The organism is Bradyrhizobium sp. AUGA SZCCT0160 (genome assembly GCF_018130105.1).
Taxonomy (GTDB): domain Bacteria; phylum Pseudomonadota; class Alphaproteobacteria; order Rhizobiales; family Xanthobacteraceae; genus Bradyrhizobium.
This window is the reverse complement of record NZ_JAFCMD010000005.1, coordinates 64,681-86,024: the sequence shown is the minus strand read 5'-3', so window position 1 is coordinate 86,024 and position 21,344 is coordinate 64,681. Positions and strand designations below refer to the sequence as shown.

Annotated in this window: 20 protein-coding genes; 8 read left to right on the top strand and 12 right to left on the bottom strand. The window is 63.0% G+C overall.

Annotation, left to right across the window (positions count from 1 at the left end; translation table 11 throughout):
* Nucleotides 1-4 precede the first annotated feature (4 nt).
* Nucleotides 5-1,168, bottom strand: coding sequence for a CaiB/BaiF CoA-transferase family protein (locus JQ558_RS10355; protein ID WP_212293582.1), 1,164 nt, complete (start codon nt 1,166-1,168; stop codon nt 5-7).
* A 230-nt stretch (nt 1,169-1,398) separates the two neighbouring features.
* Between JQ558_RS10355 and JQ558_RS10350 the strand changes: the two genes are divergently transcribed.
* A complete protein-coding gene (locus JQ558_RS10350) occupies nt 1,399-2,151 on the top strand; it encodes a sulfate transporter family protein (RefSeq protein WP_212274511.1) in 753 nt (250 codons plus the stop codon).
* 94 nt (nt 2,152-2,245) lie between these two features.
* On the opposite strand, the gene nth is transcribed toward JQ558_RS10350, so the two are convergent.
* Nucleotides 2,246-3,046 (bottom strand): endonuclease III, encoded by an 801-nt coding sequence (nth, locus tag JQ558_RS10345; protein ID WP_212293581.1) that lies wholly within the window; start codon nt 3,044-3,046, stop codon nt 2,246-2,248.
* A 22-nt stretch (nt 3,047-3,068) separates the two neighbouring features.
* On the opposite strand from nth, the gene JQ558_RS10340 reads away from it, so the two are divergent.
* From JQ558_RS10340 to gpmI, 3 genes are all read left to right on the top strand, one after another.
* Nucleotides 3,069-3,590 carry a DUF2244 domain-containing protein gene (locus tag JQ558_RS10340; protein WP_212207551.1) on the top strand — a complete coding sequence of 174 codons (522 nt, stop codon included), beginning with the start codon at nt 3,069-3,071 and terminating at the stop codon, nt 3,588-3,590.
* Between the two features lie 55 nt (nt 3,591-3,645).
* Nucleotides 3,646-4,542, top strand: a complete 897-nt coding sequence (locus JQ558_RS10335; RefSeq protein WP_211995550.1) for a bifunctional helix-turn-helix domain-containing protein/methylated-DNA--[protein]-cysteine S-methyltransferase — start codon at nt 3,646-3,648, stop codon at nt 4,540-4,542.
* Between the two features lie 233 nt (nt 4,543-4,775).
* Nucleotides 4,776-6,308, top strand: coding sequence for a 2,3-bisphosphoglycerate-independent phosphoglycerate mutase (gene gpmI / locus JQ558_RS10330; RefSeq protein WP_212293580.1), 1,533 nt, complete (start codon nt 4,776-4,778; stop codon nt 6,306-6,308).
* Between the two features lie 92 nt (nt 6,309-6,400).
* Here the strand turns inward: gpmI and dapB are convergent, their stop codons facing one another.
* The 7 genes from dapB to dnaK all read right to left on the bottom strand — a co-directional run bounded on the left by dapB (nt 6,401) and on the right by dnaK (nt 13,038).
* Nucleotides 6,401-7,216, bottom strand: a complete 816-nt coding sequence (gene dapB, locus JQ558_RS10325) for a 4-hydroxy-tetrahydrodipicolinate reductase (protein ID WP_212274508.1) — start codon at nt 7,214-7,216, stop codon at nt 6,401-6,403.
* Nucleotides 7,217-7,386: 170 nt separating this feature from the next.
* Nucleotides 7,387-7,689, bottom strand: coding sequence for a DUF1330 domain-containing protein (locus JQ558_RS10320; protein ID WP_212207555.1), 303 nt, complete (start codon nt 7,687-7,689; stop codon nt 7,387-7,389).
* A gap of 33 nt (nt 7,690-7,722) precedes the next feature.
* Nucleotides 7,723-8,433 (bottom strand): orotidine-5'-phosphate decarboxylase, encoded by a 711-nt coding sequence (pyrF, locus tag JQ558_RS10315; protein ID WP_212293579.1) that lies wholly within the window; start codon nt 8,431-8,433, stop codon nt 7,723-7,725.
* Between the two features lie 6 nt (nt 8,434-8,439).
* Nucleotides 8,440-9,018: an NADPH-dependent FMN reductase gene (locus tag JQ558_RS10310; RefSeq protein WP_212207557.1), complete on the bottom strand. Its 579-nt coding sequence runs from the start codon at nt 9,016-9,018 to the stop codon at nt 8,440-8,442.
* A gap of 137 nt (nt 9,019-9,155) precedes the next feature.
* Nucleotides 9,156-9,758, bottom strand: a complete 603-nt coding sequence (locus JQ558_RS10305) for a class I SAM-dependent methyltransferase (protein WP_192736168.1) — start codon at nt 9,756-9,758, stop codon at nt 9,156-9,158.
* 93 nt (nt 9,759-9,851) lie between these two features.
* Nucleotides 9,852-10,991 carry a molecular chaperone DnaJ gene (gene dnaJ / locus JQ558_RS10300; protein WP_212207558.1) on the bottom strand — a complete coding sequence of 380 codons (1,140 nt, stop codon included), beginning with the start codon at nt 10,989-10,991 and terminating at the stop codon, nt 9,852-9,854.
* Nucleotides 10,992-11,136: 145 nt separating this feature from the next.
* A complete protein-coding gene (dnaK, locus tag JQ558_RS10295; protein ID WP_212207559.1) occupies nt 11,137-13,038 on the bottom strand; it encodes a molecular chaperone DnaK in 1,902 nt (633 codons plus the stop codon).
* Nucleotides 13,039-13,606: 568 nt separating this feature from the next.
* On the opposite strand from dnaK, the gene JQ558_RS10290 reads away from it, so the two are divergent.
* The 4 genes from JQ558_RS10290 to JQ558_RS10275 all read left to right on the top strand — a co-directional run bounded on the left by JQ558_RS10290 (nt 13,607) and on the right by JQ558_RS10275 (nt 16,836).
* Nucleotides 13,607-14,542 (top strand): hypothetical protein, encoded by a 936-nt coding sequence (locus JQ558_RS10290; protein ID WP_212293578.1) that lies wholly within the window; start codon nt 13,607-13,609, stop codon nt 14,540-14,542.
* A 177-nt stretch (nt 14,543-14,719) separates the two neighbouring features.
* On the top strand, nt 14,720-15,445 hold the full coding sequence (pncA, locus tag JQ558_RS10285) for a bifunctional nicotinamidase/pyrazinamidase (protein ID WP_212293577.1): 726 nt from the start codon (nt 14,720-14,722) through the stop codon (nt 15,443-15,445).
* Nucleotides 15,446-15,474: 29 nt separating this feature from the next.
* Nucleotides 15,475-16,329: an AraC family transcriptional regulator gene (locus JQ558_RS10280; RefSeq protein WP_212293576.1), complete on the top strand. Its 855-nt coding sequence runs from the start codon at nt 15,475-15,477 to the stop codon at nt 16,327-16,329.
* Nucleotides 16,330-16,401: 72 nt separating this feature from the next.
* Complete coding sequence (locus JQ558_RS10275; RefSeq protein WP_212293575.1) at nt 16,402-16,836, top strand: VOC family protein; 435 nt, start codon at nt 16,402-16,404, stop codon at nt 16,834-16,836.
* 27 nt (nt 16,837-16,863) lie between these two features.
* Here the strand turns inward: JQ558_RS10275 and grpE are convergent, their stop codons facing one another.
* From grpE to JQ558_RS10260, 3 genes are all read right to left on the bottom strand, one after another.
* Complete coding sequence (gene grpE / locus JQ558_RS10270) at nt 16,864-17,460, bottom strand: nucleotide exchange factor GrpE (protein ID WP_212293574.1); 597 nt, start codon at nt 17,458-17,460, stop codon at nt 16,864-16,866.
* A gap of 193 nt (nt 17,461-17,653) precedes the next feature.
* Nucleotides 17,654-18,742 carry a heat-inducible transcriptional repressor HrcA gene (hrcA, locus tag JQ558_RS10265; RefSeq protein WP_192736160.1) on the bottom strand — a complete coding sequence of 363 codons (1,089 nt, stop codon included), beginning with the start codon at nt 18,740-18,742 and terminating at the stop codon, nt 17,654-17,656.
* A 154-nt stretch (nt 18,743-18,896) separates the two neighbouring features.
* On the bottom strand, nt 18,897-21,215 hold the full coding sequence (locus JQ558_RS10260; RefSeq protein ID WP_312014977.1) for an AI-2E family transporter: 2,319 nt from the start codon (nt 21,213-21,215) through the stop codon (nt 18,897-18,899).
* Nucleotides 21,216-21,344 lie beyond the last annotated feature (129 nt).

Below are 21,344 nucleotides of genomic sequence, written 5' to 3'. Positions count from 1 at the left end.
AGCCTCACGCAGCATTGTCGGTTGACGTTTGTTTGTTCAGTTCGGCTCTGACTGCCTCGGTATCGGCGCCGAGAACCGGCACCTTGAGGCCTTCGCCGATATTGCCGCCGTTCCATTCCACCGGCAATGCGGGAACGCGGAACGGCGCGCCATCGGCGTTGAAATTGTTGACGAGCCCGCCGGGGCGCAGCACGTGCGGGTCGTGCAGCAAATCCTCAGGCCGGTTGATTGGCGAGAAGCAGATGTTGAGTACATCGAGCTTGGCCGAAAGCTCAGCCACGTTCCAGCCTTTGATCACCTCGGCGACGCGCGGAATGATCCGGTCCCGCGCCATGATCCGCTCCGTGGTGTTGGTCAAGGTCGGATCGTCCAAAAATTCCTGCAGCCCAAACTCGCGGCAGAAACTCTGCCAATGGCCCTCGGTAACGACGCCGATGAAGATGCGGCCGCCACCTGCGGTGTCGAAAATATCGTAGATCGGCCAGGCATGTTCGCGCTCCGGCATCGAGCGCGGCTTGCGGCCTGTCATTTCATATTCGACCATGTGCTGCGCGACGAGAAACAGGCAATTCTCGAACAGCCCGATCCTGATATCGGCGCCATCCTTGTTGCCGTCGCGCTTCTGGTAGAGCGCGGCCAGGATCGCGATCACACCGAACATGCCGCCCATGATGTCGTTGGCGGACGAACCAACGCGCTGCGGCTTGTCTCGCGTGCCGGTCATCGCGGCGAGGCCCGACATCATCTGCACGACCTCGTCGAGCGCCGGACGATGCTCGTAGGGTCCGGACAGAAATCCCTTGTGGCCGGCCACGATCAGATGCGGATGCTTGCGGCGCAACTCCTCGATACCCAAGCCCTGCTTTTCGAGCGCACCGTCGCGAAAATTCTCCACGAACACGTCGGCGCTGGCAAGCAGCCGGTCCATGGTCTCGCGATCCTCCGCCTTGGAGAGATCGAGCACGATGCTGCGCTTGCCGCGGTTGAACAGCGGGAAGAACGAGACCCCCATGCCCCCTAAGCTGCGGGTCTTGTCGCCGACGGGTGGTTCGACCTTGATCACCTCGGCGCCGAGCTGCGCCAGGATCATGCCGCAGGTCGGGCCCATCACCATATGGGTCATCTCGACGACCCTCACGCCCTCGAGCGGCAATTCCGTCCCGGTCATGGCTTCTCCCTTGCGCCGTAGCTTGGGGATCAGACTAAGCCTTCAGGACTTGCCGGGAAAACATAATCTGCCGAACCGTGCCGTCACGGCTGCATAACGCAAATGCACGGGCGGGATCGCTGCCGGCGTTCCTAACCCGGGTCTGCCCAGGTCTTCTGCCCAGGTCTTGCCGAAGCCCGATTGCATCTCTACCTCTCGCGAGGGTTTTTTACCGAGAAACAGAGGCCATCATGCTGGACGCCGCCGTCAAGGCGCTTTCCCAAATCCTGTCACCGCCGATGCGCACCATTCTGTGGCGCTCGATCGGGCTGGCGCTGGTGCTGATCACGGTGCTGGCGCTCGGCCTGCAGCGGCTGCTCAGCTGGTTCGCCGAATATGGCGAGGTCTGGGCGGAAGGGCTGCTGGGACCTGGCTTTCACACGCCGCTGAACATTTTGGCCTGGATCGTCTCGATCGCGGCCGGGCTCGGCGTCGTGCTCGGCGGTATCTTCCTGATGCCGGCGATCACCTCGCTGGTCGCCAGCGTGTTCGTCGACGACGTCGCCGACCATGTCGAGCGCGAGCATTATCCGGCAGAAAAGCCCGGCTCCGCGCTGCCGCTTGGCGTGGCGATCCCCGAGGGCATCAAGACGGCGCTGCTGACCATCCTGGTCTATCTGATCGCGCTGCCCTTCGTGCTGTTCGCCGGCGCCGGCTTCCTGATTTTCTTCTTTGCCACCGCCTGGCTGCTCGGCCGGGAATATTTCGAGCTCGCGGCGATGCGTTTCCGCTCGCCCGCGGAAGCCAAGGCGATGCGCAAGGACAATGCGTCGACCGTGTTCACAGCGGGGCTGATCATCGCCGCCTTCGTGTCGATCCCGATCGTCAATCTCGCGACGCCGCTGTTCGGCATGGCCTTCATGGTCCATATGCACAAGCGACTGAGCGGCCCGCGGCCCGAGCTGATCGAGCCGTCGCGGCGCACGGGAATGCCGATGGTCTGATTGCGCTCCATCCACGTCGTTGCGAGCGAAGCGAAGCCGCACGGGGATAGATGGATTGCTTCGTCGCTGCGCTCCTCGCAATGACGGTAAGCCCTCACACCGTCTTCTCCGGCCACCTACAGAGATCGTTGATCAAACACACCTCGCAGCGCGGCTTGCGCGCGAGGCATGTGTAGCGGCCGTGCAGGATCAGCCAGTGGTGGGCGTGCAGCATGAATTCGGACGGGATTATCTTTTCCAGTCCGAGCTCGACCTCGAGCACGTTATTGCCGGGCGCCAATCCGGTGCGGTTGCCGACGCGGAACACGTGGGTATCGACCGCCATGGTGTGCTCACCGAAGGCCATGTTGAGCACGACATTGGCGGTCTTGCGGCCGGCGCCGGGCAGCGTTTCGATCTCGGCGCGGGTGCGCGGCACCTCGCCGCCGAATTCCGCAATCAGCTTCTGCGAGAGCGCGATGACGTTCTTCGCCTTGTTGCGATAAAGCCCGATGGTCTTGATGTAGTCGCGCACGGTGTCCTCGCCGAGATCAAGCATCTTCTCGGGCGTATCCGCCACCGCGAACAACGCGCGCGTCGCGCGGTTGACGCCGGCGTCGGTGGCCTGGGCCGACAGCACCACGGCGACCAGCAGCGTGTAGGGGTTGAGATGTTCGAGCTCGCCCTTCGGCTCCGGATTGGCCTTGCGAAAGCGGCTGAAGACCTCGTGGACCTCGGCTGAGGTCCAGGGTTTTGACTTTGGCGATCGCTTCGCCACGGGCTTGGCGGACGCTTTGGCCGGCTTCCTGGCCGTGGCCTTTTTGGCTGTTTTCCTTGCGGTTTTCCTTGCGGATTTACTTGGCACGGATAGAACGCTTGATTTTTTGGCAGCTTTAGCGCGGGTGATTTTGGCCATGATCCGGGTATACTGACCAGCGATGACCGCAAGCAACGACTTTGATCGGGATGTTGACCAGCCGAAGCTGTTTTCGGCGCGGCTGACGCCGCATCGCTCGCTCAACCGCACCGGCTTCCTGGTGCTGATGGCATTCCTTTGTGCTGTGAGCTTTGTCGCGGGCGTCGCGTTTCTGTTGATGGGCGCCTGGCCGGTGTTCGGATTCTTCGGGCTCGATGTGCTCGTGATCTACTGGGCGTTCCGGGTCAATTTCCGCAGCGCCAACGCGTCGGAGGAAATCACGGTGACGCCGTCGGAGCTGCGGGTGCGCCGCGTCAGCCATCGCGGCCATGTGGTGGAATGGGTGCTCAATCCACTCTGGGTGCGGCTGGACCAGACCGGCGATCCCGAATTCGGCATCGAGCGGCTTTATCTGGTCTCGCGCGGCCGCCGCGTCTCGGTCGGGCATTTTTTGGGGCCGGACGAAAAAGCAAGCTTTGCCAAGGCTTTACTGGCAGCGCTGCAGTCCGCCAAACGCGGTATTACCTACAATCCCATAACGTGAATCCGTATCGGAAATCGGGTGGTTGGAACGTCAGATGAGCCCTAAATCTGATCCCATGATGACACTCGCCATACATGACCAGCGCCTGGCCAAGCCGGGCCCCCAGAACGCCGCACTGCGCGACTATGATTCCGTGCGCCGTGCGATCGCCTTCATCTCGGAACACTGGCGCGCGCAGCCGACCATCGAAGCGATGGCGGACGCCGCCTCGGTGACCCCTGATGAATTGCACCTGCTGTTCCGCCGCTGGGCCGGGCTGACGCCCAAGGACTTCATGCAGGCGCTGACGCTCGATCACGCCAAGGGATTGTTGCGCGACTCGGCGAGCGTCCTCGACGCCGCGCTCGACTCGGGGCTGTCGGGTCCGGGCCGGTTGCACGATCTGTTCGTGACGCATGAAGCGATGTCGCCGGGCGAATGGAAGAACGGCGGCGCCGGCATGACGCTGCGCTACGGTTTCCATCCCTCGCCGTTCGGCACTGCCATCGTGATCGCCAGCGGCCGCGGCCTTGCCGGGCTTGCCTTCGCCGATCCCGGCGAGGAGCCGGCATCTTTCGCCGACATGAAGCGGCGCTGGCCGAACGCGACCTATGTCGAGGATCGCGACGGCACGGCCGGTCTCGCGCAACGCATCTTCGACACCAAATTGTGGCGGCCGGACCAGCCGCTGCGCGTGGTCCTGATCGGTACTGACTTCGAGGTCCGCGTCTGGGAAACCTTGCTGAAGATCCCGATGGGCCGCGCGGTCTGCTATTCCGACATCGCCAACAAGATCAAGAATCCAAAAGCCTCTCGCGCTGTTGGTGCTGCGGTCGGCCGCAACCCGGTCTCGTTCGTGGTGCCCTGCCATCGCGCACTCGGCAAGGGCGGCGCGCTCACCGGCTATCACTGGGGCATCACCCGCAAGCAGGCGATGCTGGGCTGGGAAGCCGGCCAGGTGGGGCTGCATTGAGATCGTTGTTCGTGGTTCGTAGGATGGGTTGAGCCCTTGCGAAATCCATCACGTTTGTCGCGCAATTGATGGGTTTCGCGAAGAGCTCAACCCATCCTACGGCCTCCGATTTCCCATGGCTGATATGTCGACCAAGCAGAGCACCCGGCCGGAACACTGACGGCGCGCCTCGATTGACGATCGCATATCGATCGCTCACAACCACGCTGGGGTAAACAGCGAAAGGCCCGTCGATGCAGGAACGTCGTCCCGTAATGCTAGCGATATTGGATGGTTGGGGCTGGCGAGAGGATCCGGCCGACAATGCTGTGCGTCAGGCCAAAACACCGAATTTCGACCGCCTGTGGAACGCGGGTCCGCGCGCCTTCCTGAGGACGTCAGGACGGGATGTCGGGCTGCCCGATGGTCAGATGGGCAATTCCGAAGTGGGACACCTGAACATCGGCGCGGGCCGCGTCGTGATGCAGGACCTGCCGCGGATCAACGACGCCATTGTAACAGGCGAAATCAAATCCGCGACGGCGCTCACCTCCCTGGTGCAGGCGCTGAAGCAGAGCGGCGGCACCTGTCACTTGATCGGGCTGGTGTCGCCGGGCGGTGTCCATTCGCATCAGGACCACGTCTCGGCACTGGCCAGGATCCTCGCCGAGCATGGCGTGCCGGCGGTCGTACACGCGCTCACGGACGGACGCGATACGCCGCCGCGATCAGGCGCCGATGATTTGAAGCGGCTAAGCGCGGCGCTGCCGCCACAGGTTCCGATCGCAACCGTTGTCGGGCGATATTATGCGATGGACCGCGACAAGCGCTGGGAACGCGTTGGCAAAGCCTATGACGCCATCGTCGAGGCCGAAGGCCCGCATTTTGCCGACGCGCAATCGGCCATATCAGATGCCTATGCGCATGATGTCTCCGACGAGTTCGTCGTGCCGTCGGTGATCGGCAATTACGCCGGCATCAAAGATGGCGACGGCGTGCTGAGCTTCAACTTTCGCGCTGATCGCGTCCGCGAGATTCTTGGTGCGATGCTCGATCCGTCATTCGACGGCTTCAAACGCAGACGCAGCGTCCGATACGCCGCCGCCGTTGGAATGACGCAGTACAGCGCTGATCTGGACAGGCTGATGCAGACGATATTTCCGCCGCAGGCGTTTCCAAACATCCTGGGCGAAGTCACATCAGCGGCAAACCGGACGCAAGTGCGGATGGCCGAAACGGAGAAATATCCGCACGTCACCTATTTTCTCAACGGTGGACGGGAAGAACCTTTTCCCGGCGAAGACCGCATCATGGTGCCATCGCCCAAGGTCGCGACCTATGACCTGCAACCGGAGATGTCGGCTGTCGAGCTGACGGCGAAGGCCGTGGAGGCAATCGACTCGGGCAAGTATGACCTGATCGTTCTGAACTACGCCAATCCGGACATGGTCGGCCACTCGGGAAACCTGGCGGCTGCGATCAAGGCGGTGGAGACCGTCGATACCGCGCTCGGGAAAATCTCGGAGGCGATCGAGCGATCCGGCGGTGCGCTGCTGGTCACGGCCGATCACGGCAACTGCGAAATGATGCGCGACCCCGCAACTGGCGGTCCGCATACGGCGCACACGACGAACCCGGTGCCCCTGCTGCTGCAGGGTGGCGGCGACGTGACGTTAGCGGAAGGCCGGCTGGCGGATATTGCGCCGACACTGCTCGACCTGATGCAATTGCCGAAACCGGCTGACATGACCGGCATCTCGTTGCTGCGCCCGAACAAGCAAGGGTAAAGCGTGATTTAGGTTGCGCGGACCACTCGCTTCCTATCGCGTCATCCTCGGGATGACGTCTGTGGGCTTCGCATTCGGCGCGTCCTCGAACTTCAGAAGTCGCCGAGGCCCAGCACATCGGCCATCGAATATAGGCCGGGCGTCTTGCCCTGCGCCCACAATGCCGCCTTGATCGCGCCCTGCGCAAACATGGTGCGGTCCTCGGCGCGGTGGGTCAGCTCGATGCGCTCCATCGCGCCGGCGAAGATCACGCTGTGTTCGCCGGTGACGGTGCCGCCGCGCAGCGCCGCAAAACCGATATCGCCGGCCTTGCGCGCGCCGGTAATGCCGTCGCGTCCGCGCGCCGAATGCAGATGCAGGTCGATGCCGCGGCCCGCGGCGGCGGCCTCACCCAGCATGAGCGCGGTGCCCGACGGCGCATCGACCTTGGCCTTGTGATGCATCTCGAGGATCTCGATGTCGAAATCGGTATCCAGCGATTGCGCGACGCGCTTCACGAGGGCCGCCAGCAAATTGACGCCGAGGCTCATATTGCCTGATTGCACGACGATGGCACGGGACGTCACGCTCTTGATCACGGCCATGTCGGAGCTCGACAACCCCGTGGTTCCGACCACGTGCACCAGCTTCCGTTCGGCGGCGATCGCCACATTGGCGATGGTGGCGGCGGGAACCGTGAAATCGAGAATGCCGTCAGCGTTCGCCGTGAGCGCCCAGAGATCGGCAGAGAGTTTGACGCCGTTTTCGGGCAGGCCGGCGAGGATGCCGGAATCCTTGCCCAGCAGTTCCGAACCCGGCGCCTCCAGCGCGCCGGCAAGCACCGCACCTGACGTCTCCGAAATGACGCGCACCAGCGCCCGGCCCATCCGGCCGCCGGCTCCAGCTACGATCAAACGCATGTCGGCCATGGCTTCACCTCTTCAAGCCCTATAGCGGGATGGGGACATTCCGGCAACCGATCAGGCCCGGGTCCGTCGTCATGGCCGGGCTTGGCCCTGGCATCCACCTCTTAGCTTTGGGCGCGCAACAGAGACGTGGATGGCCGTGACAAGCCCGGCCATGACGAGAAAACGAGACGCTAGGGCTGCGGGCCGTCATAGCCTTCGATCACGATCAGCTCGGCAATCGAGTGCGGTTGTCGAACCTTGATGTTGGCCTGGTATTCCGGCGAGTTATAGCAGGCCATCGCCGCCTCATAGCTGTCGAACTCGATCACCACGTTGCGCGAGCGGCTTTGGCCCTCGACGCCGGTGAACGTGCCGCCGCGCACGACGTAGCGCCCGCCGAACTTCTTGAAGATCGCGAGATTGGCCGCCGCATAGGGCTTGTAGCCCTCATCATCGTGAACGTCGACGCGACCGATCCAGTATCCCTTGGCCATCTTGTTCTCCCGTTTCTTAGTCTCGCTGATTGATTACGCCAGCGCCTGCGCGATTTCTTCTTGAATGGCATCCGCGGCGGCTTTGGGGTCGGCGGCCTCGGTGACCGGCCGCCCCACCACCAGATAATCCGCGCCGGCGGCAATGGCGCGCGAAGGCGTCATGATGCGCTTCTGGTCGCCGGTCGCAGAGCCCGCCGGCCGGATGCCCGGCGTCACCAGGTTCATCTGGTGGCCGACGATCTTGCGCAAACTCGCCGCCTCTTCCGGCGAACTCACCAGCCCGTCGACGCCAAGCACCTGCGCCTGCTGGGCCCGCGCCTCGACCAGATCGGAGACGTTGAGGCGATAGCCGGCGGCATGCAGATCGCCGTCGTCATAGGAGGTCAGCACCGTGACGGCGAGGATCTTGAGACTCGAGCCCTCGCGCGCTTCCACCGCCGCCTTCATGGTCTGCGGATAGGCGTGCACGGTGAGAAATGTCGCGCCGAGTTTGGCGACGCTCTCGACACCGCGTGCAACGGTGTTGCCGATATCGTGCAGCTTGAGATCGACGAACACTTTCTTGCCCGCACCGGATAATTGACGGACCAGCGGCAAGCCGCCGGCATAGGCCAGCTGATAGCCGATCTTGTAGAATGTCACGCTGTCGCCGAGCCGCGCCACCATCGCTTCGGCCTCGGCGACGCCGGGCAGATCGAGCGCCACAATCAACCGGTCTTTCGGAGCGATACTGGCAGGCTGCATGTCACCTCACATCATGCGTTGGGAATGGTCGATCAGCTGCCGCACCAGCGCTTGCAGCGCCTCGAAATCGGCAGGATGTTTCAGACGGTCCATCTCGTCATAGGCCTGCTCCGCGAACGACAATGCGAGCTGGTTCGGAACCACGCTGGCGTGGCAGGCCGACAGAATGAGGCGCAGCGCCGCCAGCGCGCGCGTGCCGCCGAGCCGCCCGCCCGAGGCCGATGCGATCGCAAACACGGCGCCGCGAAACACCTGGCCGCGGGTTTCGTGCGGGTCCTGCACCCGGCTGATCCAGTCGATGGTGTTTTTCACCAGCGCGGGCACCGACGAATTATATTCCGGCGTCACGATCAGGACGCCATGATGGGCTGATATCATGCGCTTCAGATTGACCGCGTGCTTCGGCACGCCGGACTTCGCCTGCAGGTCGCCGTCATAGATCGGCAACGGAAAATCCGACAGCGAAATACGCGTCACTTCGGCGCCGGATAGCGCCAGCTCACGGCTGGCCGCGGCCGCCAGCCTCGCATTGTGCGAGCCTGTGCGAAGCGATCCCGGGATCACGAGGATTTTCAGCGCGGACATATTTTATAAATCGCGGTTCGGGCCAAACCCGCCGCGCAGACGCGGGCGAGCATTTTCGTCGAAAATGCTCTTAACTAATATTTGGCGCGTATTCTATGCGCAAAACCGGCTTCCACTTTTGCGGAATACGCGCGGTATCAGCCCTTGCGATACACCCAGACCCGGGCGGGCGGAAGGTTCATCCAGATCCGCTCGGAAGCTTCTGTGGACACACCGGGCAGCGATTTCGGGATCGGCGGCGCAACCGAATAGGTGAACTGCACGAAGGGCGCCCCGGGTGCGAGCGCCGTAAAGGCGTCGCGGATCAGTTTGAGGCGCGTCAGCATCGGCTTTGTGACCAGCGGCAGGCCGGAGACCACGGCCGAGGCCGGCACGTCGAGAACCTTCAACAGCGAGTCGCGAAGTTTGTAGGCGTCGCCCTGCACCACCTTCGCGTGCGGGTAACGGTCGCGCAGCAGCGCGCAGAAGCCCGGATTGTATTCAACCAGCACGAGACGCTTCTGATCGACGCCATGTTCGATCAGCGCGTTGGTGATCGCGCCGGTGCCGGGGCCAAGTTCGACGACCGGTCCTTTCGAATCGACGTCGACATATTGCGCCATGGTGCGTGCGAGCAGCTTGCTGGACGGCATCACCGCGCCCATGTGCAGCGGCTTTTCGATCCATGAACGGAGAAAGCGCACCTCGTCGTCAAGACGGAGAGGCTTCTTCAACGCACGCACGGACGATTGCAGAGGCATGTCGCTACCAGGCGGGGACCGCGAACGGGCGGTTATGTCAGAAAACGGTCATAAAGAGGTATAGGTCGCAGCTCTTATGGTCAAGCAAAAGGCTTACTGCGGGGCAGCGCGGCTACCGAAGAAGTCCTTGACCTTAGTGAAGAAACCCGCCGCTTCCGGCTGGGTCGCACCCGACGACAGCTTTTCGAACTCGGCCAGCAATTCCTGCTGCTTCTTGGTCAGATTCTGCGGCGTTTCGACCATCACCTGGACATACATGTCGCCGGTCTGGCGCGAACGGAGCACCGGCATGCCTTTTGATGCGATGCGGAATCGCCGGCCGGACTGTGTTCCCGACGGCACCTTCACCTTGGTCTTGCCCTTGTCGATGGTCGGCACCTCGAATTCGCCGCCAAGGGCGGCCGCCACCATCGAGATCGGGACCCGGCAATGCAGGTCGGCGCCGTCGCGCTGGAAGAATTCGTGGGTTGCCAGCGACAGGAAAATATAGAGATCGCCGGGCGGTCCGCCGCGGACGCCGGCCTCGCCCTCGCCGGCGAGGCGAATGCGGGTGCCGTCTTCGACGCCTTGCGGAATGTTGACCGACAGGGTCCGGTCGCGCGTCACCCGGCCCGAGCCCGCGCAGGAGGGACAGGGGTCTTCAATCATCTGGCCGCGGCCCTGACAGCCCGGACAGGTTCGTTCCAGCGTGAAGAAGCCCTGGGCTTGCCGCACCCTTCCCTGCCCGCCGCATAGCGAACAGGTCTTCGGCTTGGTGCCGGCCTTGGCGCCGGTGCCGGAGCAGGACTCGCAAGTGACCGAAACCGGAATCTCGATTTGGGCGGTCTTGCCGAGGAAGGCTTCCTCCAGCGTGATTTCCATATTGTAGCGCAGGTCGGCGCCGCGCTCGCGGCCGCCGCCGCCGCGCCCGCGTTGTCCGGCCATGCCGAACAGATCCTCGAAAATATCCGAGAATGACGAGGCGAAGCCGGCGCCGAATCCGGGCCCGCCGCCACCCATGCCCTGCTCGAACGCCGCGTGGCCGTAGCGGTCATAGGCGGCGCGCTTGTCGCCGTCCTTGAGCACCTCATAGGCTTCGTTGATTTCCTTGAACTTCACTTCGCTGGAAGCATCGCCCGGATTCTTGTCCGGATGCCATTTCATCGCGAGCTTGCGGAAGGCGGCCTTGAGCTTGGAATCGTCCGCGCTCCGTTCGACTTCAAGGGTTTCATAATAGCAGCGCTTGGTGGACATCCGTCAGATCCGTCCGAATTTCGTCTTCATGCCGCAAGGGTGCATTTTTTTTGAGGATGCCGCCTTGCGCTTAACGAAAAATGACCCTCACCCATCGAGACGCAGCCGGCGCTCTTTGGTGTGAGGGTCATGATCGAAAGCCCGCTTATGCCGACTTCTTGTTGTTCTTGTCGTCGTCGACCTCGGTGAACTCCGCGTCGACGACGTCATCCTTGGCCGCATCCTTCTTGGCGTCGGCTTCGGCCTGCTGCTTGTACATGGCCTCGCCGAGCTTCATCGAAGCCTGCGCCAGCGTGTTGGTCTTGGCCTTGATCGCCTCGGCGTCGTCGCCCTTCAGCGCTTCCTTGAGGTCGCTGACGGCGTCCTCGATGGAACGGCGCTCGCTCTCCTCGACCTTCGAACCGTGTTCGGCCAGCGCCTTCTCGGTGGAATGCACCAGGCTGTCGGCATGGTTCTTGGCGTCGACCGCCTCGCGGCGCTTCTTGTCCTCGGCCGCATTGGCCTCGGCGTCCTTGACCATCTTCTGGATGTCGGCATCCGACAGGCCGCCGGAGGCCTGAATCCGGATCTGCTGTTCCTTGCCGGTGGCCTTGTCCTTGGCCGAAACGTTGACGATGCCGTTGGCGTCGATGTCGAACGTCACCTCGATCTGCGGCATGCCGCGCGGCGACGGCGGAATGCCCATCAGGTCGAACTGGCCGAGCACCTTGTTGTCGGCCGCCATTTCACGCTCGCCCTGGAAGACGCGGATGGTGACAGCGCTCTGGTTGTCCTCGGCGGTCGAGAACACCTGGCTCTTCTTGGTCGGGATCGTGGTGTTGCGATCGATGATGCGGGTGAACACGCCGCCCAGCGTCTCGATGCCCAGCGACAGCGGGGTCACGTCGAGCAGCAGCACGTCCTTGACGTCGCCCTGCAGCACGCCGGCCTGGATCGCCGCGCCGATGGCGACGACTTCGTCCGGGTTGACGCCCTTGTGCGGCTCCTTGCCGAACAGCTGCTTCACCACTTCCTGAACCTTCGGCATGCGCGTCATGCCGCCGACCAGCACCACTTCGCCGATCTCGGCGGCGGTGAGGCCCGCATCCTTCAGCGCCTTGCGGCACGGCTCGATGGTCTTCTGGACGAGGTCGTCGACCAGCGCCTCGAACTTCGAGCGGGTCAGCTTCATCGTCAGATGCTTCGGACCGGTCTGATCGGCCGTGATGAACGGCAGGTTGATTTCGGTCTGCGTGGTCGAGGACAATTCGATCTTGGCCTTTTCGGCGGCCTCTTTCAGGCGCTGCAAGGCAAGCTTGTCGTTGCGCAGGTTGATGCCCTGCTCCTTCTGGAACTCATCGGCCAGATAGCTGACGAGCCGCATGTCGAAGTCTTCACCGCCGAGGAACGTGTCGCCGTTGGTGGACTTCACCTCGAACACGCCGTCGCCGATCTCGAGAATCGAGACGTCGAAGGTGCCGCCGCCGAGGTCGTACACCGCAATGGTGCCGGCCTTGGTCTTGTCGAGGCCGTAGGCGAGCGCGGCCGCGGTCGGCTCGTTGATGATGCGCAGCACTTCAAGGCCGGCGATCTTGCCGGCGTCCTTGGTGGCCTGACGTTGCGCGTCGTTGAAATAGGCGGGAACCGTGATGACGGCCTGCTCGACCTTCTGGCCGAGATGGGCTTCCGCGGTCTCTTTCATCTTCTGCAGGATGAAGGCGGAGACCTGCGAGGGTGAGTAGGTCTTGCTGTCGGCTTCGACCCAGGCGTCGCCGTTCGATGCCTTGACGATTTTATAGGGGACGAGCTTCTTGTCCTTCTCGACCATCGGGTCGTCATAGCGGCGGCCGACGAGGCGCTTGACCGCGAAGAAGGTGCGCTCGGGATTGGTCACCGCCTGACGCTTGGCAGGCTGGCCGACGAGGCGCTCGCCATCATCGCTGAAAGCGACGATCGACGGCGTCGTGCGCATACCCTCTGCGTTCTCGATGACTTTAGCTGTCTTGCCATCCATTACGGCGACGCACGAATTGGTGGTGCCGAGATCGATCCCAATGACCTTTCCCATGGTCCTCATATCCTTCTTTTTGCGGCAGGTTGGCTGGGCCCTGGACGGCGCACCTAACCGAACCCCCAACGATCAATTACTCGCGATATTGCGACGGTGAGCCTCATATAGGAGGGGGGGTCCTGCCCGCAAGGACCGAACGCAACCTTAGGGCCTGAAAATGCTGACGTTTGAAAGATTGTGTCAGCTCAGGGCAGGTCAAGGTTCAGTCCTGGTTCAGGCCGCCAGCCGTGTTAACAAATCGGCAAGGAGGTGAGCGCGCACTCATCACCACGTCCGAAAATCAGCCCAGTTCGTGATCGCGGCCAGCGCGGTATTTGGCCGCTGCGCGGACCTGACCGGCGGTCCGGCACGCCGCCGAAACCGCCCGAAAACGTTTGGCTAGCCGCCATATCGCGCGAAAATTCCGGCGTTTCGGGACGTGACGAGGGAACGGACGCCCGCCCTGCCCTGTTGCAGGGACATCAAAACCGCTAAAAGCGGGCTGACTGAACCCACGCCCTCGAACCCTTGAGGGCTGCGCTGGCCGACCATTGAGCCGCCTCAAAGTAAACCCGGTAGACCCTTCATGAAGCCTGTTCGATACCTCGCTGCGTTTGCCCTTACCATCGCCGCGACCTGCGCTGCGTTCGCCGCCGACCCGGTCTTTCCGCCGGGTGCGCGGGTCGGCATGACCCCGCTGGTCGGCCTGGTCAAAGCCAGATCATTTGTCGGCTTCGAGACCGAGGATCAGGGCGTCAAGGTGCTGGTGGCGGACCTGCCCGCCGAGGCCTATGGCGAGGTCGCCAATGCTTTCAAGGCAAATCCCGGCGGCACCGGCGGCATCAAGCCGGAGAGCATCGAGACGGCGGCAGGGCTCGCCTATTACACCGCTGAAAACGCCAAGGACGGCGCCACCAATGTCCGGCGCTACTCGATGATCGTGCCGGGTCCGACCTTCTCCGGCTACGTCGCCGTGCAGGTGCCGGAGAATGCCTCCAGGATCTATACCGATGACGCCATACGGCAGATGTTCGCTTCCGCGGTGATCCGAAACGAAGTTCCGGTCGATGAGCAGCTCGGGCTGATGCCGTTCAGGATGTCCGAGCTCAGCAATTTCAAGACGGTCCGCACGCTGGCGCCGGGCGCAGCCCTGATCATTGCCGATGGCGACGAAAAAAGCGGTTTTGAAACCGCGCCCTTCATGATCGTCGGCCTGGTCGGATCCGCGCCGGCGCAGCCCGACGACCGCGGACGTTTTGCCCAGCAAATGGCGACGACGATTCCCGGCGTACGCGACGGGCGGATCACGATGTCGGAGGCGGTCCGCATCGACGGCCAACCCGGATACGAAACCCGCATCGAAGCCACCAGCGGCAAGGACAATACGCCGGTGACGATCGTGCAATGGTTGCGGTTCGGCGGCCAGAATTCGCTGCGCATCATCGGCAGTTCGCCGCGCGACGGCTGGACCACCGCGTTCACGCGTTTCCGCGCCGTGCGTGACGGAATTCGCCCGCGCTAACCATGACCCGTCCGGTGCCGAAGATTCAGCCGAAAGCCGCCGCGTAAAGCCGCTTTACGCTCTGCCTGCGACCTGATTTGCTGGAGCTCTTTTCTGGACGCGTTTTCTTCACGCGAACCGGTCCCCACTTCGCTCGAAAACGCTATAGTGTTGACCTCTTTGACAGGGAGATGCACCATGTTCGAGCGCAGGCAAATTCTCACGGGCTTCGGCACGATTCTCGGCACGGCGGCAATGGCGACCATTCTTCCGAAGGCAGCTTTGGCCGCGTCGATCAAACCCGACAATGCGTCGGCGTTGCTGGTGATCGACGTTCAGAACTGTTTCCTGCCGGGCGGCAGCCTTGCGGTGAAAGATGGCGACCAGGTCGTTCCCGTCATCAACCGCATCGCCAAGAGCTTTGCCAACGTCGTGCTGACGCAGGACTGGCACACCGCTAGCCATGTCTCGTTCGCCACGACGCATTCCGGCAAGAAACCGTTCGAGACGATCGATCTGCCCTACGGCAAGCAGGTACTGTGGCCCGATCACTGCGTGCAGGGCACCGAAGGCGCTGCGCTGTCAAAGGACCTCTCGATCGCCCATGCCGGCCTCGTCATCCGCAAGGGCTCCAACAAGGACGTCGACAGTTATTCGGCCTTCACCGAAGCCGATGGCAAGACCACGACGGGGCTTGCCGCCTATTTGAAGGCCCGCAAGGTGGAACGCGTGTTTCTCGCTGGTCTCGCCACTGACTTCTGCGTGGCATGGAGCGCGCTCGATGCCCGCAAGGCCGACTTTGAGACTTATGTCGTCGAAGACGCTTGCCGCGGCATCGACACCCAGGGCTCGCTCGCGAAAGCCTGGGCCGATATGAGCGCAGCCGGCGTCAAGCGCATCCAGTCCAGCGATATCGCCGCTTAAAGTAGAGCGTTCTCTCGCGAGAGAGCACAATGTCGGATTTAGGCGCACCGCTCGCGTTCGAAATGATCCGCCGTGCACCCTCACAGCGCACGGCCGGCCTGATCACGGGAATGACGGGCTACCGCGAGACCGCGCTTGGCCGATTTTCGCAGCGTGAAGCCGCGCACCTGATCGTGCCGCTGATCATCAGCCTCGGCAGCCCGTTCCTGATCGCGCTCGGCCGAAAGCCCGATGCGGCCGACCGCCAGCCGAGCTTCGCCGCGGGCCTCTATGCCGGGCCTGTTCATATCGAGTCCGATGGCGGCGCCGAATGCGTGCAGGTGGATTTTACCCCGCTCGGCGCCTATCGCTTCTTTGGCGGTGACGTCGCCGGTCTTGCCGCGCGCATGGTCGATATGTCGGACGTGCTCGGCCGCGAGGGCCGGCAATTGCGCGAGCGGCTGGGCGCGACGGCTTGCTGGCAACGCCGCTTCGACCTGCTCGAGGACTTCATCGCCGGCCGCGCCAATCATCTGCCGTCGCCGGAGATCGCGTTCGCCTGGCGCCGGCTGGCGCGTACCGCGGGCAGCGCGCGGATCACGGCGCTGGCCGGCGAGATCGGCTGGAGCCGCAAGCATCTGGTCGAGCGTTTTCGATCCGAGCTCGGCCTCGCGCCCAAATCAATCGCGCGCATGATGCGCTTTGATCGGGCTTGCCGGCTGGCGCGCAGCGGGACGGCGCCCGGCTGGGCCGGGATTGCCGCCGAGAGCGGCTTTGCCGACCAGGCCCATCTGGTCCGCGAATTCGGCGAACTGGCGGGCGAGACGCCGACGGCCTGGGCGCAGCGGCTGGCGCTGATCGACAGCCGGCTGACACGCCCGAACGAAGCGTTTTCGGACTGGTAACAAATCTTCAAGCCTACGCCACGCCGTATCAGCATACTGACACGGTGAAGCCAAAAGGTACGGAGTTTGTCCATGACCAATGCCAACGACGCGCAGCGCATCTATCCGACGATGCGCTGCAGGGATGCCGATGCGATGATCCGCTGGCTCAAGGATGTGCTGGGTTTCACCGAGCATGTCGTCTACCGCAGCGACGGCGTGGTGCAGCACGCGCAACTTGCCTGCGGCGCTTCGCTGCTGATGCTCGGTCAGGCCCGCGACGATGAGTACGGCAAGTTGGTCGGCGACATCTCTGGCCGGCGCACCGACGCGCTTTATGTCGCCGTCGAGGACCCCGACGCGTTGTGCGCCAAGGTCAAGGCATCAGGCGCCAAGATCGAAATGGAACTGCACAACACCGACTACGGCAGCCGCGATTTCGCCTGCCGGGATCCGGAAGGCAATCTCTGGAGCTTTGGCACTTACTGGCCGAAGGCGCACGAGAAGCCGATGGATGCGCCGGCCTGATCGCAGCCTTGTTAGATTGCGTCCGCCTCAGGTCGTGACGTCGGCGGCGGGCGCCGCCTTGGCGCCGCCCTTGGACACGCCGACCAGCGCCGGGCGCAGCACGCGCTCGCCGATCATGAAACCGGCCTGCACCACCTGCACCACGGTGCCCGCCGGCACCGACGTGTCAGGGACTTCGTACATCGCCTGCTGGAAGTTCGGATTGAACTTCTCGCCGGACGGATCGAATTTCTTGACGCCGTTTTTCTCCAGCGTGTTGAGCAGCGACCGTTCGGTCAGCTCGACGCCTTCGATGAACGCCTTCAGCGCCGGGTCGGCCGATTCCTTCATTTCAGCGGGAACCGCATCCAGCGCACGTTGCAGATTGTCGGCGATGTCGAGAATGTCGCGCGCGAAGCCGGTGATTCCGTAAGCCCGCGCATCGGCAACTTCCTTGGCGGTGCGTTTGCGCAGATTTTCCATCTCCGCCAGCGTGCGCAGCATCTTGTCGCGCGCTTCAGCCGCTTCCTTCGTCAACGCCTCGACCGATCCTTCTTCGGGATCGTCGGGCATGATGTAGGGCTTTGAGACCACGGGCTCGCTCGGCGCCGCCGCGTCATCATTCGGCCGGTTGGGATCGGTCATAAGTCTGCCTTCTCAAAAGAACCGTTCGGGTAAATGGGGATTTGCTGCCCGGGATATCGTGCTTTAGCGGGCGAAAATCAAGCGTTCCATGGCGTTTTCGAGCGATACCTGCACCGGACCTGATCCGGGGCGGGCCCCGGTTCGCGCCAGGAAAGGCGTCAAAACAACAAAGCGGAGCTTTTTTCGGGCCGGCTCAACCACCCAGCATCCGGCTGACGATGCGCGCGGCATAGTCCACCGTCGGAATCACCCTTGCATAGTTGAGCCGCGTCGGACCGATCACGCCGAGCACCCCGACGATGCGGCCGGCGGCGTCGCTATAGGGCGCGATGATGGTGGAGGAACCGGACAGCGAGAACAGCTTGTTCTCCGATCCGATGAAGATCCGCACGCCCTCCGCACGTTCGGCACGACCGAGCAGATCGATGACGCCGCGTTTGGTCTCGAGATCGTCGAACAGCGACTTCACGCGCTCCAGATCTTCCAGCGCATGCAGATCCTCGAGCAGATTGGCATGGCCGCGCACGATCAACTGGCGGTCCTCGCTTTCGCCGCCGGACCAGCTCGCAATGCCGGCCGCGATGATCTTCTGCGTCAGCTGATCGAGTTCGGCGCGGCTTTGCGTCAGCGCGGTTTCGAGTTCGAGGCGCGATTCGGCAAGCGTACGGCCGCGGATGCGGGAATTGAGGAAATTGCTGGCTTCCGTCAGCGCCGACGAGGGAACGCCGGGCGGCAGGGTCAGCACGCGGTTTTCGACCTGGCCGTCTTCGCTGACCAGCACCACCAGCGCGCGTTCCGGCTCCAGCCGCACGAATTCGATGTGCTTCAGCCGCGAATTGGATTTCGCTGTCAGCACCACCGCGGCGGCGCGGGTCAGGCCCGACAGCCGCGTCAGGGCTTCGCCGAGCGCCGCCTCGACCGACTGCGCGCGGCCGACGGACGCAAGCTGGGTCTGGATCGACTGCCGCTCGTCTTCGGTGAGGTCGCCGACCTGCATCAAGGCGTCGACAAAGAAGCGCAGGCCGAGTTCCGTGGGCAGCCGCCCGGCGGAGGTATGCGGCGCGTAGATCAGGCCGAGCTGTTCGAGGTCCGACATCACGTTGCGCACCGAGGCCGGCGACAGCGGCATCGCGATCAGGCGCGAGATGTTGCGCGAGCCGACCGGCTCGCCGGTGGCGAGGTAACTCTCGACGATTTGACGAAAAATGTCGCGCGAACGCTCATTGAGCTGGGCCAGCCCGGCATTCGGCGCAATCAGGCCAATCGGATCGTGGTGGGCCACCAATTACTCCCTCGCTAAGCCTCTAATCTGTCTATCCGGAGGCCCGGTGACAAGCACGCATTTGGGAGGCGGTCTTGGGTGTTATGGACCGTTTGGTTCTGGAGGCTTTTGGGGATTGGAACAGCGTGTTCCGCTCGGATTGGCGCTGCTCAGGCTACTGGGGCACCTCCTGCCCGACCGTCGCCGATGGGGCAGCAGGTGCCGGTTTCACCGACGCTTCCTCGTCGGCATCACTCGTTGTAATGGTGGCTACGACATCGCCGGCCATCGTTTCAAGCAATGCGACCTCGTTTTCTTCCAGGGTGCGGGGTTCGGAGTCGAGAATGCATAGCGCTCCGATTACCAGACCGTCCGCTGCGCGTAGCGGCGCCCCGGCGTAGAAGCGCATGTCCCATTGCTTGATCGTCTCGTTATCGGCAAAGCGCGGATCGCGCTCGATATCCGAAATCACCAACGTCCCGTCGTTGGCTACAACGTAGTTGCAGATCGCGTGTTCGCGGTCCATCGGCAGCAGCGTGCCTGCATCGTCGGTGATCGCAGCTGGCAATTTTCCACTTTGTCCGACGAAGTATTCGCGCTCCTTGTCGATGGTGGTGATCACGGCAACGCTGGTGTTGAACACGTCGGCCGCTCGCTTGGCGAGTGCATCCAGGGCTTCGCGCTTGTCCCCTTCCAACACCCCGGTCGCTTTCAGCGCGTCGACACGCTCTGCGTCATTGTCAGGCACGGCGGCCTGTTGGGCTGCCTTGGCCTCTTCAGGATCGACGATGCGGTGAATACGACGAACCGCCTCCTCAACCGAAGTCACGGCGGCATCGGCTTTGAGCGTTTCAAGAGATTCGTCGGTCAACAGTTCTGGCGGCGCGTTCCATAGCGCTAGAACGATGCGCACATCCGGCCATCGCCTTCGCAGCCGCCGGCAGGCGTGGCGAGCGGGGATCGCTGGATCCGGCGCAAAGTAACTGAGGCATACAATGTCCGCGCCCTTCAGATCGAGCTTGGCCAGATAGTCGGCATTGACGCTTGCAGCGGGTTGGGAAGCTGCGGCGATCCCTTCGAAAGCGAGCGCATGGGCCAGCATCTCGCCGCCGAGGGCATCGATTTCCCATTTCCCTCCGATGCACAGGACCCTGGGCTTTGCCTCCGGACTCAGGGAGGAGGGGTATTCGTCTCTCAGATCGTCGAGCAGCGTGTCCATTCCGCTTGCCAGGCGCAGGCGGTGCTCGGCGCTTGCGTTCTGGAGATACTCCTCGCTTGCCAGACGGAGGACCTCAATGCCGATTGCGTCGTAGAATGATATGACCGAAGATTTATCGATCTCGGCGCTTGCGATCTCGACAGCTTCGTCGGCATCATTTGCAATCAGCCGCTGATAGATGCGGGCCGGAACATCCAGTGCAGGCGTCGAGCCGAGCATGGTGTTGAGGAAGCGGAACTGCGGCAGATTGCGCCCGAGGACCAGCAGACAAACCGTGAGAGGGGTAGAGAGGATCAGCCCCACGGGCCCCCAAAGCGCTGTCCACAATATCGCCGAGGCGATGAGCGATATCGCCGACAAGCCGGTGCTGGATCCATATAGCAGCGGCTCGACGATGTTGTTGCTGATCAACTCGAGGATGACGATCAGCGCAACGGTCCAGAGTAGCATGCTCCAGCCGCTGTCGACGGCAAAGGCGAGCGCGATCGGAAAGATCGCAGCAATCAGCGGGCCGACATAGGGGACGAAGCGCATGACCGCGCCCACGGCGCCCCACAGCAGGGCGCCTGGTACACCGATGAACCAGAGGCCGGCCGCTAGCGGCACGCCGTAGCTGATATTTACGAGTAACTGCATCAGGAGATATCTGCTGATACGCGCGCCAGCCTCCTGAATCGCATCGGTCGAACGATGAAAGTTCCCACCCAACAGGCGCAGAAACCGATCGCGAAGGTCGCCAATATCAAGCAGCGCCAGAAAGACGAAGATCAGGATGATGCCGGCGGTGGCCAGAGGCTCCGCTGACCGCACAAGCCAGGCAAATGCCTGCTCGAACGGCGTTTGCGGTGTGGGGACGATTTCGACGCGCTGCGGGACGGGCCCGTCCGCGGGTTTATCGTCCTTTGACTGCACCTCCTTCTGCAAGCGTTCGACGGTTGTCAGCACACCGTCGAACATTCCCGGTGCTTTGAGATTCTGGCGCAGATCCGACAGCTTCGTCAGTATCGTCGATTGATAGGCCGGCAATTCGACCGCGATCGAACGGACCTGGGCGCCGAGAACGACGCCCAGTCCTACCAGAGCGCACACGACGGTCACCATGACCAGACTCGTCGCGAGCAGTCTCGGCAAGCCTAGTCGGACAAACCAGGTGACCGGCGGATTCAGTGCGAACGTGATCAGGAAGGCGATCGCGAGCGGTATGAGGATTTCGCGGCCGTAATACAGGCCGGCAAGCAGGACTGCGGCCGACACCAGGGCGGCGGCAACTTTCACAATATTCAGTTCGCGAGACGTAACGGAATCCCCCCGGGCCTTGCCGGGTGGTGGAAGGGCCGGGGCTGTAGACGCATTAGACATTTTGGTCAGCCTCACACGCAAACGCGAACGGACCCGGCAAGTTCC